Annotated in this window: 12 protein-coding genes; 2 read left to right on the forward strand and 10 right to left on the reverse strand. The window is 61.3% G+C overall.

Annotated features, from left to right (window positions below):
• Window positions 1-5: 5 nt before the first annotated feature.
• From U367_RS0112535 to U367_RS0112565, 7 genes are all read right to left on the reverse strand, one after another.
• Complete coding sequence (locus U367_RS0112535) at window positions 6-806, reverse strand: TenA family transcriptional regulator (RefSeq protein WP_028617233.1); 801 nt, start codon at window positions 804-806, stop codon at window positions 6-8.
• Window positions 807-852: 46 nt separating this feature from the next.
• A complete protein-coding gene (locus U367_RS0112540; protein ID WP_028617234.1) occupies window positions 853-3,315 on the reverse strand; it encodes an EAL domain-containing protein in 2,463 nt (820 codons plus the stop codon).
• A 71-nt stretch (window positions 3,316-3,386) separates the two neighbouring features.
• Window positions 3,387-5,189: an ABC transporter ATP-binding protein gene (locus tag U367_RS0112545; protein ID WP_028617235.1), complete on the reverse strand. Its 1,803-nt coding sequence runs from the start codon at window positions 5,187-5,189 to the stop codon at window positions 3,387-3,389.
• Complete coding sequence (locus U367_RS0112550; protein ID WP_174890965.1) at window positions 5,182-5,784, reverse strand: DsbA family protein; 603 nt, start codon at window positions 5,782-5,784, stop codon at window positions 5,182-5,184. Before U367_RS0112550 ends, U367_RS0112545 begins: the two co-directional genes overlap by 8 nt.
• Before the next feature lie 36 nt (window positions 5,785-5,820).
• Window positions 5,821-6,762, reverse strand: a complete 942-nt coding sequence (gene trhO, locus U367_RS0112555) for an oxygen-dependent tRNA uridine(34) hydroxylase TrhO (protein ID WP_028617236.1) — start codon at window positions 6,760-6,762, stop codon at window positions 5,821-5,823.
• Between the two features lie 118 nt (window positions 6,763-6,880).
• Window positions 6,881-7,177: a BolA family protein gene (locus U367_RS0112560; RefSeq protein ID WP_028617237.1), complete on the reverse strand. Its 297-nt coding sequence runs from the start codon at window positions 7,175-7,177 to the stop codon at window positions 6,881-6,883.
• A gap of 6 nt (window positions 7,178-7,183) precedes the next feature.
• Window positions 7,184-7,702, reverse strand: coding sequence for a DUF2059 domain-containing protein (locus U367_RS0112565; protein ID WP_014719258.1), 519 nt, complete (start codon window positions 7,700-7,702; stop codon window positions 7,184-7,186).
• 193 nt (window positions 7,703-7,895) lie between these two features.
• Here U367_RS0112565 and U367_RS0112570 point away from each other — a divergent pair, with 193 nt between their 5' ends.
• Window positions 7,896-9,278: a class II fumarate hydratase gene (locus U367_RS0112570; protein WP_028617238.1), complete on the forward strand. Its 1,383-nt coding sequence runs from the start codon at window positions 7,896-7,898 to the stop codon at window positions 9,276-9,278.
• Here U367_RS0112570 and U367_RS0112575 read toward each other — a convergent pair.
• From U367_RS0112575 to pap, 3 genes are all read right to left on the reverse strand, one after another.
• Complete coding sequence (locus tag U367_RS0112575; protein ID WP_028617239.1) at window positions 9,275-10,231, reverse strand: DMT family transporter; 957 nt, start codon at window positions 10,229-10,231, stop codon at window positions 9,275-9,277. The genes U367_RS0112570 and U367_RS0112575 overlap by 4 nt on opposite strands.
• A 70-nt stretch (window positions 10,232-10,301) precedes the next feature.
• Window positions 10,302-11,486 carry a thiolase family protein gene (locus U367_RS0112580; RefSeq protein ID WP_028617240.1) on the reverse strand — a complete coding sequence of 395 codons (1,185 nt, stop codon included), beginning with the start codon at window positions 11,484-11,486 and terminating at the stop codon, window positions 10,302-10,304.
• Window positions 11,487-11,692: 206 nt separating this feature from the next.
• On the reverse strand, window positions 11,693-13,207 hold the full coding sequence (pap, locus tag U367_RS0112585; RefSeq protein WP_028617241.1) for a polyphosphate:AMP phosphotransferase: 1,515 nt from the start codon (window positions 13,205-13,207) through the stop codon (window positions 11,693-11,695).
• Window positions 13,208-13,348: 141 nt separating this feature from the next.
• On the opposite strand from pap, the gene mnmC reads away from it, so the two are divergent.
• Window positions 13,349-15,331 carry a bifunctional tRNA (5-methylaminomethyl-2-thiouridine)(34)-methyltransferase MnmD/FAD-dependent 5-carboxymethylaminomethyl-2-thiouridine(34) oxidoreductase MnmC gene (gene mnmC, locus U367_RS0112590; protein ID WP_028617242.1) on the forward strand — a complete coding sequence of 661 codons (1,983 nt, stop codon included), beginning with the start codon at window positions 13,349-13,351 and terminating at the stop codon, window positions 15,329-15,331.
• The last annotated feature ends 2 nt before the right edge of the window (window positions 15,332-15,333 follow it).

Raw genomic sequence — 15,333 nt, forward strand, 5'->3', positions numbered from 1 at the left:
TTTCATCAAGCTTCGCTGGCGACCCGCACCTGGCGCTCGCGCACCACGGCTGGGGCTTTTTCTTTCTCCAGGCGCATGCAGCTTTCCAGGAACAGGTACATGTAGTCGTAGCTCTTGCACACGGCCTGGCGCAGCTCGGTCTGCAGTTCCTTGGTCGGGTTCATCCCGGCCAGGGTGCAGATGATTTCCAGGGCTTCCCATGGGTGGGCATCATCGTACTGCGCGTGCATCTTCAGCCACTTCATCGCCCGCTTGCGCTCTTCCTCTGGGAAAGCGGCCGCATAGACGCCGGTAGAACACACCACGGCGGACCATTCACCCGTGGCACCCTCGATCGCATAGTTGGTCGCGGCAATGGCCACGATCAGCGAGTCGGCAGAGCTGGTGTGCCAGCACCAATGGCTCAGCGCGTGCAGTTCCGGTGGTACGTTCTGGGCCTGCAATTCCTCCAGGCTCACGCCGTGGGCACGGGCCCAATGCACCCAATAGTCGGCGTGGTTGAGTTCCACGCGAATATTGCGCATCAGCCAGCGGCGCGCCATGTCCTCCCCAGGATGGCGGGCAAATTTGGTCTTGGTGAGGTTCTGTGCCATGTACAAGGCAAACTGTTCCACCACGGGCCATCCACCGATCAGGTAGTGGCGCATAGTCTTGGCGCTGAGCGTATTGTCGCGCATGCGCTGGTACAGTTCGTGTTCGACAACGCGGCGCTTGCTCTCGCTACAGTCCAGGATCAGTTTCTGAGCCCAGGCAGGGTAACTGGAGGCTTCCATAAGCGGGCCGGTTCTGATGAATGTGTCGATCACTGTTAAGGCTCCTTTTTAAGTGTGATTGTACAGACCAGCGAATGTTTCAGCGGAATGTGCCGGGCGCCTTGAATAACAGAGGCTGCGGCCGCACAGGTCGACACTGCAAGCTATCAAAGGTAAACAATTGCGGTCGTTCAATCAGGTAGCCCTGAGCGTAATCCACACCAATTTCGAGTAATGCCTGTTCGATTTGCGGTGTCTCGACAAATTCAGCAATTGTGCGCTTACCCATGACATGGCCGATGTGATTTATCACTTCGACCATCGCGCGGTTAATCGGGTCGTCCAGCATATCCTTTACGAAACTTCCATCGATCTTCAGGAAGTCTACAGGTAAATGTTTGAGATAGGCGAATGAGGACATTCCGGCACAAAAGTCATCCAGCGAAAACTGACAACCTAACGCTTTGAGTTCATTAATAAAACGGATCGCACTGCCCAAGTTTGCAATAGCACTGGTTTCGGTTATTTCAAAACAGATCATGCCCGGCGGAATATTGTATGTATGAAACTTCTCACGTAAAAATCCGAGGAAGTCTTCATCACCAATAGTGATGCCTGACAGATTGATCGCACACATGGCCATTGGGCGTCCCGGCCGCTCCTGTATGCACCGGCTGATGAGCTTGAACACATTCTCGACCACCCAGCGGTCCAGGGACGTCATCAAACCGTAACGTTCGGCCGCCGGGATAAAGCTGTCGGGCAGGATGATACGGCCGGCCTCGTCATGCAGGCGCAACAGGATCTCGATATGCCCATCGCCGCCGTCGGTAGGCCCCAGCGGTGAAATTTCCTGGGCATATAGGCAGAACCGGTTCTCTTCCAACGCCATGTGCAGGCGCTGCACCCAGGCCATTTCGCCAAAACGCAGCGACAGTTCCGAGTCGTCGGCGTGGTACACCTGCACGCGGTTGCGGCCTTTTTCCTTGGCCATGTAGCACGCCATGTCGGCGGCGCGCAGTGAGGTTTCCAGCGTGGTCGGCGTGTGGCCCAGGTGCACCAGGCCGATGCTGACGGTGGTCATGAACGGCCGGCCCTTCCATACAAAGTGCAGACTTTGCACGGTATGGCGCAGGCTCTCGGCGATCTTCTCCGCGACTGCCGCCGGGCAGTTTTCCAGCAGGATGCCGAATTCATCGCCACCCAGGCGCGCCAGGGTGTCGCCCTCGCGCAGGTCCGACTGCAGCAGCGCGCAGATATGCCGCAGCAGTTCGTCGCCGGCCGCGTGGCCACACGTGTCGTTGACCAGCTTGAACTGGTCCAAGTCGAGGAACATCAACGCATGACGCTCGCCCAGCCGCTGCGCGGTGGGATGCAGCACCTGTTCCAGGCGGAATTCGAATTCGCGGCGGTTGGCCAGGCCAGTCAGGGCGTCGTGGGTCGCCTGCCAGGACAGGTTGGCGATGTATTGACGCTCCTGGGTCATGTCATGCAACACCAGCACCGCACCCGTGACCTTGCCGGCACTGCGGATCGGCGCGCCCACCAGCGTCACCGAGACCGTGCTGCCGTCCAGGCGCTGGATGGTTTTGGAATGCTCGCTGCCGCCACTGAGCTGGCCCTTGACGATGTGTTCAATGAGCGTAAAGCCGTCGGGCTGGGCATTGTCGTCCAACAGGTTGAACAGCGCGGCCAAGGGCAGGCCTTGGGCCTGGGCCGAATTCCAGTGGGTCAGCGCTTCAGCCGCCGGGTTCATGTAGGTGATGGCGCCGTCGACATCGGTGGTGATCACCCCGTCGCCAATCGACTCCAACGTGATCTGCGCACGCTCCTTCTCTTGCTGCAGGGCATTGGCAAACGCGTGGCGCTGGGTCAGTAACTTATGGGTACGCAGCAGTGCCAGGACGATCAGGCCGAGGGCCGTGGCCAGGTTGGTGATCAGCAACAACCGCAGGATCATCCGCGAGCCTTCGCCCAAGGCATCACTGAACGCTTTGGCCGCCGGTGTCACACCTTCGTTGATGGCGATAATGTGCGCTTTCCACTGGCGTACGTCGTTGGCGCTGACGTGGTCGCGGGTGATTGCGCCGTGCATCTCGCGGGCCAACTCATCCAGTTGCACCAGGTAACCATCGCCCACTGTCCATAACTCGATGGCTTTTTCCAGGTAGCTGAAATGGCGAAAGTTGAGGTACAGCCAGATCAGGCTGGAAACGTCATCCGGGTGGTTGCCGCCCTTGAGGATGCCCAAGCGGGCAGCGCTGAGGTCTGGTGTGGATTGGTCCAGCGCAACCCGCAATTCATGCCCGCCCTGGGGCACGGCAATCGCCTGCTGGTATTTGAGGTAGGTGGTTTCGTCACGGTTGTCGGCGTAGAGCGTCAGGTAATAGATGGCATCTTTCTGGCCCTTGGACCACAGACTTTCACCTGCCACGTAGCCGCGCACTGCCGAGAGCACGTAAAGACTGACGCAGCCTAACAATGCCTGGAACAGCACAACGGCGATGAAGGGCCAGACAATGCCCAACAGCCGTGGCGTTCCGAGAGTCCGCTTTTGCTTCATGAAGCCCCTTGCACATGCACCGCTGGATACGCACGCGAAACACCGCTTCCGATAGCTCAGCCTAGGCTAAATCAACGAACTTGCTGCAAGTGCCCGTAGAGTTTGGCGTACAACCCACCGTCAGCAATCAGCTGTTGATGGTCGCCGTCCTCTGCAATGTGACCGCCGTCGAACACTAACACTCGGTCGGCTTGCTTAACCGCCGACAGGCGGTGGGCGATAATCAGTGTAGTACGGCCGCTGAGGAACCGCGCCAGCGCCTGATGCAGGTTGTATTCGGTGGCGGCGTCCAGGGCGGAAGTCGCCTCGTCGAGGATCACCACTTTTGGCTCGGCCAGCACCATGCGCGCAATCGCCAGGCGCTGACGTTGCCCACCGGAAAACCGCACCCCGGAACGCCCCACCACACTGTCCAGGCCCATGGGCAATGCCTTGACGGTAGCATCCAGCTGGGCGATTTCCAGTGCCTGCCAGCAGGCTTGATCACTGCGTTCGCGGCCCATGGTCAGGTTGGCGCGCACCGTGTCGTTGAACAGCGCCGGGTGTTGCAGCACCACGGCGACGTTTTCGCGAATGGTTTCCAGGCCGATTTCCTGCTGGGTAGCACCACCAAAGCGGATAGTTCCAGCCTGTGGCGTATAAAGTCCGAGCAACAGTTGCACCAAGGTACTTTTACCGCCGCCGCTGGCGCCGACGATTGCCACCTTCTCACCGGGTGCGATGGCCAGGTTCAACTGGTCGAGCACCAAGTCTTCGCCATAACCGAAATTGAGGCCGCGCACCTCGATGCCGACAGTCTCACGCCCAACGAAAGGATCTTCGCCGCCGGCGTATTGCGGCTCATCGGCACGCGCCAGCAGTTCGTTGATCCGCGTCAGCGCGCCGCCTGCCGCGTAATAGGCGTATTGCAGGTTCAGCAATTGCTCCACCGGGCCGATCATGAACCACAGATAGCTGAACACCGCGAGCATCTGGCCGATGGACAGGTCGGAGAACAAAACGGTAAGCATCGCCGCTGCGCGGAAGATGTCGATACCGAACTGAAACAGCAAACCGCTGGCGCGGCTGGAGGCGTCGGTTTTCCACTGCGAATGGATCGCGTAGTCGCGCACTTCCTGTGCACGCTGGCCCAGACGCCCGAGGAAGAAGCCCTGGCGATTGCCGGCGCGGACCTCCTGGATCGCGTCCAGGGTTTCAGTCAGCGCTTGGGTAAAACGCGAAGTGCTGTCGTTTTCCAACTTCTTCAGGTGTTTGACGCGCTTGCCCAACTGCACCGTGGCGTAGATCACCAGCGGGTTGAACAACAGGATCAGCAATGCCAGCTGCCAATGCATCCACACCAGGATCGCCGAGGTACCCACCAGAGTGAGCATGGCCACCAGGAAGCGGCTAAGGGTTTCGCCGACAAATTTGTCCAGCGTGTCGAGGTCAGTGACCAGGTGAGTCGTTACCGTGCCGCTGCCCAGGCTTTCGTACTCGCCTAGGGAGATACGCTTGAGCCGCTCGATCAGGCGCACACGGATGCGGTACACAATGTCCTTGGCCAGCCGCGCAAACAGCCGCGCCTGCACCACGTTGAACACTAGGGCACCACAGCGCAGGAACAGGGTCACCAGCAGCATCAGGCCGATATAGCCGGCCGCCTTCTGCCAGCCCAGCGGCAGCGCGTGATTCATCACCTTGAGGGCAGCGTCGCCGTGGCCCAGCAGGACCTCGTCCACCAGCAGCGGCAACAGCAAGGGAATCGGTACGCTGCACAAGGTCGCCAGCACGGCGACGCCATTGGCGATCCACAGGGATTTCTTGTGACGCAGCGCCAGGCGGCGAATTTCCGCCCAGGTCAGGCGATCGGTGCGCTGGGCGGGTTCATGCACAGGTGGCTCGCTCCAGCCATCGGCCCAGCAGAGGCGACAGCTCGGACAGCGGCTGGTAACCGTTGGTCAGCAACGCCAACTGACCATTACGCTCGGCCAGCAGCGTCGGGAAACCGGCGATGCCCAGGTCTTGCACCCAGGTGAAATCGGCCGCCGTGGCGGCATGCTGCTCAGCGCGGTCAAACTCGCCGGCAAACTCGATGCGCGGGATGCCCGCCTGCTCGGCCAATTCCACTAACACGCTGGCGAGGGTCACGTCGCGGCCTTCCACATAGAAAGCACGCTGGATCAGTCCCAGCAGTTTCCAGGCGCAGTCCGGCGCCAGGCTGCGGGCGGTGACGATGGCGCGGCACGCCGGCTCCGTGTCGTAGACAAAACCGTCGGGCAACGCGCCTTCACGCTTGAACGGCTGGCCGGTGGCGTCAGTGACCGCCTGCCAGTGTTCCAGGATATAACGCCGGGTGGTCGGCTCCAGCGCTGCGCCGCTACCGGTACGCAAGCCGCCTACCACCAGATGCAGCTCGACGCCGGCCGCCTGGGCCTGCTCCACCAACGCCTCGGCCACCGGGGCAAAACCCCAGCACCAGGAACACATCGGGTCCATTACATAGAGCAGGCGCGCGGACATGGGTCAGGCCTCGGAAGGGGTTTGCTTGTAGTTGAAGCCAATCGGGTGCGGCATGTTGCGGGCCTTGGCCAGCTCAATCTGCTTCTGCCGGTCGATCGCGCTGCGACGGGTCTTCTCCGGCAGCTTATCCCAGCAATGCGGGCAACTGATGCCAGCCACATAATGCTCGGAAGCGCGGTCTTCGACACTGACCGGTGTACGACAGGCATGACATTGATCGTAGTCGCCTTCGCTCAGGTCGTGGCGCACGGTCACGCGATTATCGAAAACAAAGCAGTCGCCCTGCCATTTGGTTTCTGCCTGCGGCACCTCTTCGAGGTACTTCAGGATGCCGCCCTTGAGGTGATAGACCTCGTCAAAGCCTTCGCTGAGCATGTAGCTCGACGCCTTCTCACAGCGAATGCCACCGGTGCAGAACATCGCGACTTTCTTGTGCTTGGCCGGGTCGAAGTTGGCTTTGATGTAGTCGGGAAATTCGCGAAAACTGGTGGTTTTCGGGTCGATCGCGCCTTCAAAGGTGCCGATGGACACTTCGTAGTCGTTACGGGTGTCGATCAACAGCACTTCCGGGTCGCTGATCAGCGCGTTCCAGTCCTGCGGGTCGACGTAGGTACCGACTTTCTTGTTCGGGTCGACGCCTTCGACGCCCAGGGTCACGATCTCTTTCTTGAGCTTGACCTTGGTGCGGTAGAACGGCTGGTCGTCGCAGTAGGATTCTTTGTGGTCGATGTCGACCATGCGCGGATCTTTCTTCAGCCAGGCCATCAGGCCATCAATGCCTTCGCGGCTACCGGAAACCGTGCCGTTGATGCCTTCTTCGGCGATCAGCAAGGTGCCTTTGATGCCGTTGTCGACCATCGCCTGCAACAGGGGCTCACGCAGGGCGACGTAGTCTTCGAGGGTGACGAACTTATACAGTGCCGCCACGACAATCGGTTGAGTCATGGGTGTTCTCTCCAGGTGGCTACCCTCGTAAAGGGTGAACCGGATGCAAAAAAAACGCGCCGGCTGAGCGGCGCGTTGCAGATTCTAACAAATGCCCGGTGTCAGAGACACCCGATCATCAATCATGTCCGCCAGCGCAGGTCGGCGAGGCCGGGGCTGCGTCGATTTTCGCCCATTCTTCAGGCGTGTAGGTATGCAGCGCCAACGCATGAAACTCGTTCATCAGGTCACCCAGGGTGGCGTAGACCTTCTGGTGGCGCTTGACGCGGTTGAGCCCCTCGAACTGCGGGCTGACCAGCACGGCCTTGAAGTGGGTCTGCAACCCACGGCTGTGCATATGGCTTTCATCCAGCACGCTCAAGTGGTCGGTGCCCAAGGCGGCAAGCGCCGTTTCGATACGCTGTTGCATGGTCATTCCTGCTTACTTCTTCTTGGCCGGAGCGGCGGCTTTAGGCGCCAGCTCGTTGGTCATGTCTTCCAGCAGCTTATTGACTACCGGCACGGCGCTTTCCAGCTTGGCCTGGGTCATCTGGGCCGATTGCTGGGTCAGCTGCGGCATTTTTTCCAGGACTTTCTTGCCCAGTGGCGACTGGTAGAAGGCAACCAGGTCCTTGAGCTCGGATTCGCTGAAGTTGGTGGTGTAGAGCTTGACCATGTCAGGTTTCAGCTTTGGCCAGCCGATAGCCTGGTCCAGGGCGGCGTTGGCCTTGGCCTGGTAGCTGTCCAGTACGGACTGCTTGGCGGCAGGCGCCTTGGTCTGTTCAAAACGCTGGGCGAACATTTGCTGCACTTGCATGTACACCGGGGTACCCAGCTTGTCGGCATGGGCCAAGGTAAGGAAGGCTTCGGCACTGGCGTTGTGGCTGGCGGTATCGGCAAGAACCTGGCCGCTGGCGCAAACCAGAGCAACCGCGGTACAGATGGCACGAAGACGAGTCATCGAGTTTCCTTTTCTAGCAGGCGAGGTCAGACCCCAAGGGCGCCCATTCTGCGCCTAAAAAACCTTATGGCTCAACCCCGAGCCTTGCTGGATAAAGATTCTCGAGGGATGAACCCGATGAAAAGTCTTTTAGGGAACCCACTAGGCCGAACACGGCCTAAACTGCGCAAACGAACCTGAAGGAGTGTGCCCGATGAGCCGTATCGAAACCGACAGCCTGGGAGAAGTTCACGTCCCGGATGAAGCTTACTGGGGCGCCCAGACCCAACGTTCGCTGGTTAACTTCGCCATTGGCGAACAGCGTATGCCGCTGGCGGTATTGCACGCCCTGGCCCTGGTCAAGAAGGCCGCAGCACGGGTAAATGACCGTAATGGAGACTTGCCCGCCGACATCGCCCGCTTGATCGAACAGGCCGCCGACGAAGTACTCGATGGTCAACACGACGACCAATTCCCCCTGGTGGTCTGGCAGACCGGCAGCGGCACCCAGAGCAACATGAACGCCAACGAAGTGATCGCCGGCCGCGCCAACGAACTGGCGGGCAATAAACGTGGCGGCAAGAGCCCGGTGCACCCCAACGATCACGTCAACCGTTCCCAGAGTTCCAATGACTGCTTCCCCACCGCCATGAGCATTGCAGCGGTCCAGGCTGTGCATCAGCGCTTGCTACCGGCAATTGCGACGCTTTCCGGCGGCCTGGCTGAACAAGCAGCCAAACATATGAAGCTGGTGAAGACCGGCCGCACTCATATGATGGATGCCACGCCGATCACCTTCGGCCAGGAGCTTTCGGCGTTCATCGCCCAGCTTGACTACGCCGAACGCGCCGTTCGCGCCGCACTGCCCGCCGTCTGCGAGTTGGCTCAGGGCGGCACCGCCGTCGGCACCGGGCTGAATGCGCCCCACGGTTTTGGCGAGGCGATTGCCTCCGAGCTGGCGGCGTTGTCGGGCTTGCCGTTCGTCACCGCGCCGAACAAATTCGCCGCCCTTTCCGGCCATGAGCCGTTGGTGACGCTACACGGCGCCCTGAAAACCCTGGCCGTGGCCCTGATGAAAATCGCCAATGACCTGCGCCTGCTGGGCTCCGGCCCGCGCACCGGGTTGGCCGAGGTGAAGTTGCCGGCCAACGAGCCCGGCAGTTCGATCATGCCAGGCAAGGTCAACCCGACGCAGTGCGAAGCGCTGTCGATGCTGGCCTGCCAGGTGCTGGGCAATGACGTGACCATCGGCATCGCTGCCAGCCAGGGGCACTTGCAGTTGAATGTGTACAAGCCGGTGATCATCCACAACCTGCTGGAATCCATCCGCCTGCTGGCCGACGGCTGCAACAACTTCCAGGAACACTGTGTGGCCGGGCTTGAGCCAGACCCCGTGCAGATGGCCGAGCACTTGGAGCGCGGGCTGATGCTGGTGACCGCGCTCAACCCGCACATCGGCTACGACAAGTCGGCGGAAATCGCCAAGAAGGCTTACGCCGAAGGGTTGACGCTAAGGGAGGCCGCGCTGGACCTGGGCTACCTCACCGACGCGGAGTTCGACCAGTGGGTTCGCCCGCAAGACATGCTCGGCGCCTAGGACGCCATGCGCAACCGCCGGGCCTTGAGCCCGGCGAGCAACGACGGCGCCAGCGCCACGGTCGCCGAACCCAGCACCACCACCAACGCCCCGGCATAGCCCAGGGCGTTGATCTCTTCGGCCTGCACATACTCAGTCCACAGCCACGCCGACAGGGCGACCGCCACGAAAGTCACCAGCGGTGTAAGCGCCAGGGTCGCACTGACCCGCGAAGCTTCCCAATGGGCAAGCGCTTCGGCAAACGCGCCGTAGGCCACCAGGGTATTCATGCAGCACGCCAGCAACAGCCAGCCCTGCAGCGGGCTCAGGTCCAAAGCTTCCATAGGATGCGCCCAGGGCGTGAGCAACAAGGCGCAGGTGAGGTAGATCACCATCATCACTTGCAGCGAGTTCCACACCGTCAACAACTGCTTCTGGCCCAGGGCGTAGAACACCCAGATTGAAGTGGCCAACAATATCGTCAGCACACCGGCGGTATAGGCACCCAGGGATGTCAGCAACTCCTCCAGACGCTGGTTGAAGAACAGGCCAAAGCCTGCAATCAACACGAATAACCCGAGCACCTGCCCGCGACTGAAACGCTCCTTGAACACAAACACACTGGCGATCATCAAGAAGATCGGCCCCATCTGCACCACCAGTTGCGCCGTGCCAGGGCTGAGCATTTTCAGGCCCACCAGGTACAACACGTAGTTGCCCACCAGGCCGCACACCGCCATCCCTACCAGCCAGCCACCCTTGGGGCCCAGCACCTTGCGGCTGGGCAAGCGCTTGGTCAGCGCCAGGTAGACGAACAGGCAACTGCCAGCCACGATCAGGCGAAACCAGGTAACGGTGATCGGGTCCATCACCTGCAGCACCTGCTTGAGTTTGATCGGCAGGATGCCCCACAGAAACGCGGTCAGCAGGGTCAGGAGAAAACCATAGACCCAGCGGCCGGAAGAGATGTGCATGAGTGCCCCAGAAGCCAGAGGAAGTGGAGCCGCATTCTAGGGGCACCCGACGCACTTTGTGTAGCGAAGATCAGCGCACCGCTTCGAACAATCCGGTGGCGCCCATGCCACCGCCCACGCACATGGTGACGATGCCATAACGCAGATTGCGCCGCTGCAACTCACGTACCAGATGCCCCACCTGCCGTGAGCCGGTCATGCCGAATGGGTGGCCGATGGAGATCGATCCGCCGTTGACGTTGTATTTGGCATTGTCGATTTCCAGGCGATTACGCGCATATAAGCACTGGGACGCGAAGGCTTCGTTGAGTTCCCACAGGTCGATATCCGCCACTTGCAAGCCCTTGGCCTTGAGCAGCTTGGGCACCGAGAACACCGGGCCGATGCCCATCTCGTCCGGTTCGCAACCCGCCACCGTGAACCCACGGAAAAACGCCTTCGGCTTGAGGCCCAGTTCAAGGGCTTTTTCCAGGCTCATCACCAGCGTCATCGAGGCGCCGTCGGAGAGCTGCGACGAGTTACCCGCCGTCACCGAGCCGTCCTCGGCAAATACCGGCTTCAAGCCTTGCAGGCTGGCCAACGTGGTGTCCGGGCGATTGCAGTCGTCACGGTCGACCACGCCCTCGAGCACCTGCACTTCACCGGTGTTCTTGTCTTCGACTTTGTACTTGACCGCCATCGGCACGATTTCATCGTTGAACAAACCGTCTGCCTGAGCCTGAGCGGTGCGTTGCTGGCTTTGCAGGGCGTACACGTCCTGCTCTTCGCGACTGACGTTGTAGCGACGAGCGACGATCTCCGCAGTCTGGCCCATGGGGAAGTAGATACCCGGCACCTGCTCTTTCAGCAGCGGGTTGATCAGGTTGTCGGTGTTGACGCTTTTCATCGTCAGGCTGATGGACTCGACGCCACCGGCAACGATGATATCGCTGCAGCCCGACGCGATCTGGTTGGCCGCGATGGCAATCGCCTGCAAGCCCGACGAGCAGAACCGGTTGAGGGTCATCCCCGCCGTACCGGTGCCCAGTTGTGACAACACCGCCACATTGCGCCCGATGTTGTAGCCCTGGGCACCTTCGTTGGAGCCGGCGCCGACGATGCAGTCCTCCACGGTGGCAGGGTCGATTCCATTGCGGGTGAGCAGCGCGTTGACGCAATGGGCCGCCATGTCATCCGGGCGGGTCTGGTTGAACTTGCCACGAAACGATTTGGCCAGGCCAGTTCGTACGCTGTCGACGATCACTACTTCACGCATGGGCTACCTCGATCTTGTGGTTGTCGGGAGATGGATCGAGGATAGATCCAGCTCCCGCCAACCGCGACGATCATTCACCCCGCCTATACAAAACCATGGCGCCGAACCTATCTGTAGGAGCGAGCTTGCTCGCGAAAACTCGAGAGCGCCTCGCTTACCCAGAAAACACGCGCCATCATTGACGATTTTCGCGAGCAAGCTCGCTCCTACTTCTTGCCTTTCTTGTCGTGCTTGTCGGACTTGTCGAACGCCGCCTCCAGCGCCCGGTTGATCGTGCGCAGCACCTTGACCCGCGCCCAGCGCTTGTCGTTGGCCTCCACCAGTGTCCAGGGCGCGATTTCGGTGCTGGTGCGGTCAACCATATCGCCCACGGCGGCACGGTAGTCGTCCCACTTGTCGCGGTTGCGCCAGTCGTCTTCAGTGATCTTGAAGCGCTTGAACGGGATTTCCTCACGGGCCTGGAAACGCTCCAGTTGGGTCTGCTTGTCGATGGCCAACCAGAACTTGACCACGATCACACCCGCGTCGCGCAGTTGCTCTTCAAAGTCGTTGATTTCGCCATACGCGCGCATCCAGTCCGCTGGGGTGCAAAAGCCCTCGATGCGTTCCACCAGTACACGGCCATACCACGAACGGTCGAAGACAGTGAACATGCCCCGCGCCGGGATCTTCTGCCAAAAACGCCACAGATAAGGCTGGGCACGCTCGTCCTCGCTCGGTGCGGCAATCGGCACGATGTGGTACTGGCGCGGGTCCAGCGCCGCCGCCACCCGACGGATCGCCCCGCCCTTGCCCGCCGCGTCGTTGCCTTCGAACACCGTGATCAACGCGTGCTTGCGCATGCGTTTGTCGCGCATCAGGCCGGAGAAGCGTGCCTGCTCGGTGATCAACTGTTCTTCGTAATCGTCCTTTTCCAGGCGCTGCGTCAGGTCGAGGCTGTCCAGCAGGCTCTTCTTGTCCACGGAGGCGATCAACGGTGCCGGGTTCATGCCGCTGGCCTTGCCTTTGACCAGCTTCAACGCATTTTGCAGGCCTTCCAGCAGCAGCTTGCCCACGGTGAGGCTGCGATAGTTGCTGTCCACCCCTTCGATTACATGCCACGGTGCATAGTCGCGGCTGGTGCGGCGCAACACGCGCTCGCCGAAATGCACGAATTTGTCGTAAGTCTCAGACTGCTGCCAATCCAGCGGGCTGATGCGCCAGCTGTGCAGCGGGTCATCGGCCAGGGCCTTGAGCCGCGCCTTCATTTGCTTCTTGGACAGGTGAAACCAGAACTTGAAGATCAGTGCGCCTTCATCACAGAGCATCTTTTCCAGACGCTCCGCACCGGCGATAGCCTGGTCCAGGCGCGCGTCCTTGATCTGCCCATGCACGCGGGCCTGCAGCATCTGGCTGTACCAATTACCGAAGAAAATCCCCATGCGGCCTTTGGCGGGCAGTTGCCGCCAGTAGCGCCAGGCCGGCGGCCGGGCCAGCTCTTCGTCGGTCTGCTGGTCGAAGGTGCGCACCTCGATCAGACGCGGGTCCATCCATTCGTTCAATAGCTTGACCGTCTCACCCTTACCGGCACCCTCGATACCGTTGATCAGGATGATCACCGGGAAGCGCTTCTGCTGCTGCAGCTCGTATTGCACCTCCAGAAGTGCCTCACGCAGCGCAGGGACTTCGGCGTCGTAGGTGTCTTTGTCGATGGCGTGACCGATTTCGGCGGATTCGAACATGGGCAGCTCCGTTTCAAGATGGCTCAAGACTAGCGGATTGGGCAGCAACACGCGGGAGGAAATTCCATCGGTGCTTGCCGTGGGTCAATTCATTGCCTGTTGATCGGCTAGAATGGCGGCCTTGTCTTGACCGAGCCGCCCATGAACCCCATCACCCACGCCCAGCTCGACTGGGATGACCAAGGCCGCCCGCACTCACGGGTGTTCGACGACGTGTACTTCTCCGATAAGTCCGGCCTTGAAGAAACCCGTTATGTGTTCCTGGAACAGAACCGCTTGCAGGAGCGTTTTGCCGCCTTGCCGGTGGGCGGGCGCTTGGTGATTGGCGAAACGGGGTTCGGCACGGGCTTGAATTTTTTGTGCGCCTGGCAGTTGTTCGAGCAATACGCGGTAGCCGGTGCGCACCTGCACTTTGTCAGCGTGGAAAAGTACCCGCTGAGCCACGCCGACCTGCAACGCGCCCTCGCCCTTTGGCCTGAACTACAACCCTTTGCCGAACAATTACTCAAGCAATACATCGCGATCCACCAAGGCTTCCAACGCCTGATCCTGGATAACGGCCGCGTGACCCTTACCCTGTTGATCGGCGATGCCCTGGAGCAACTGCCGCAACTGGATGCGCAGATCGACGCGTGGTTCCTCGACGGTTTCGCCCCAGCGAAAAACCCGGACATGTGGACCGCCGAACTGTTCGCCGAACTGGCGCGGCTGGCCGCACCGGGGGCAACCATCAGCACGTTTACCAGCACCGGTTGGGTGCGCCGGCTGATCAATGCCGCCGGCTTCAAGATGAAGCGCACGCCGGGTATTGGGCATAAATGGGAGATCCTGCGCGGGGAGTTCCTCGGTTGGCCAGCGCAGACGCCCTTGCCGCCTGCCGCCAAGCCGTGGTTCGCACGGCCGCCTGCCATTGATGGCGAACGCCACGCCCTGGTAATCGGCGGCGGCCTGGCCGGCTGCACCACGGCGGCCAGCCTGGCGGCGCGCGGCTGGCGGGTCAGCCTGCTGGAGCGCCATACGGCCCTGGCGCAGGAAGCCTCGGGCAACCCGCAAGGCGTGCTGTACCTCAAGCTATCGGCCCACGGCACAGCCCTGTCGCAGTTGATACTCAGTGGTTTCGGCCACACCCGACGCCTGCTGGAGCACCTGCACCGTGGCGTCGACTGGGACGGGTGCGGCGTGCTGCAACTGGCCTTCAACGCCAAGGAGGCCGAGCGCCAGGCGCAGTTGGCCGCTGCCTTTTCGCCCGGCTTGCTGCACCTGCTGAACCCGGCCCAGGCCCAAGCGCGCGCAGGCGTGGCGCTGGAGCACGGCGGGCTGTTCTTTCCCGAGGGCGGTTGGGTGCATCCTCCGGCGTTATGCGAGTGGCAGGCACGCCATCCGCTGATCACGGTGCTGACACATCACGAAGCCCTTGAGCTGCAACGCGTTGACGGCCAGTGGCACGCCCTGGCCGGTGACACCCGGCTAGCCAGCGCGCCGGTGGTGGTGTTAGCCGGTGCGGCCGAGATCAAGCGTTTTCCGTTCAGCGCCGACCTACCCCTCAAGCGTATTCGCGGGCAGATCACCCGCCTGGCGCAAACCCCGCAGAGCGAAGCCCTGGCTACCGTGGTCTGCGCCGAAGGCTACGTGGCCCCGGCGCGCCTGGGCGAGCACACCCTGGGCGCCAGCTTCGATTTCAAGAGCGACGACCTGACGCCCACCGTCGCCGAACACGCCGGCAACCTGGAGATGCTGCGCGAGATTTCCGTCGACCTGACGCAACGGTTGGGTGCCGACGCATTGGCCCCCGAACAGCTGGAAGGCCGTGCCGCCTTCCGCTGCACCAGCCCCGACTATCTGCCGATTGTGGGGCCGCTGGCCGAACGCGCAGCCTTCGACCAGGCCTACGCAGCGTTGCGCAAGGATGCCCGCCAGATCCCAGAAGCCGCCTGCCCGTGGCTTGACGGCCTGTACATCAACAGCGGCCACGGCTCGCGCGGCCTGATCACTGCGCCACTGTGCGCCGAACTGCTCGCAGCCTGGCTCAACGACGAGCCGTTGCCGGTGCCCGCCAGCGTGTCAGAGGCGTGCCACCCCAATCGGTTCGCCCTGCGGGCGTTGATTCGCGGCACGGGTGGGTGATA

Source organism: Pseudomonas canadensis (assembly GCF_000503215.1).
GTDB classification, from domain to species: Bacteria; Pseudomonadota; Gammaproteobacteria; order Pseudomonadales; family Pseudomonadaceae; genus Aquipseudomonas; species Aquipseudomonas canadensis.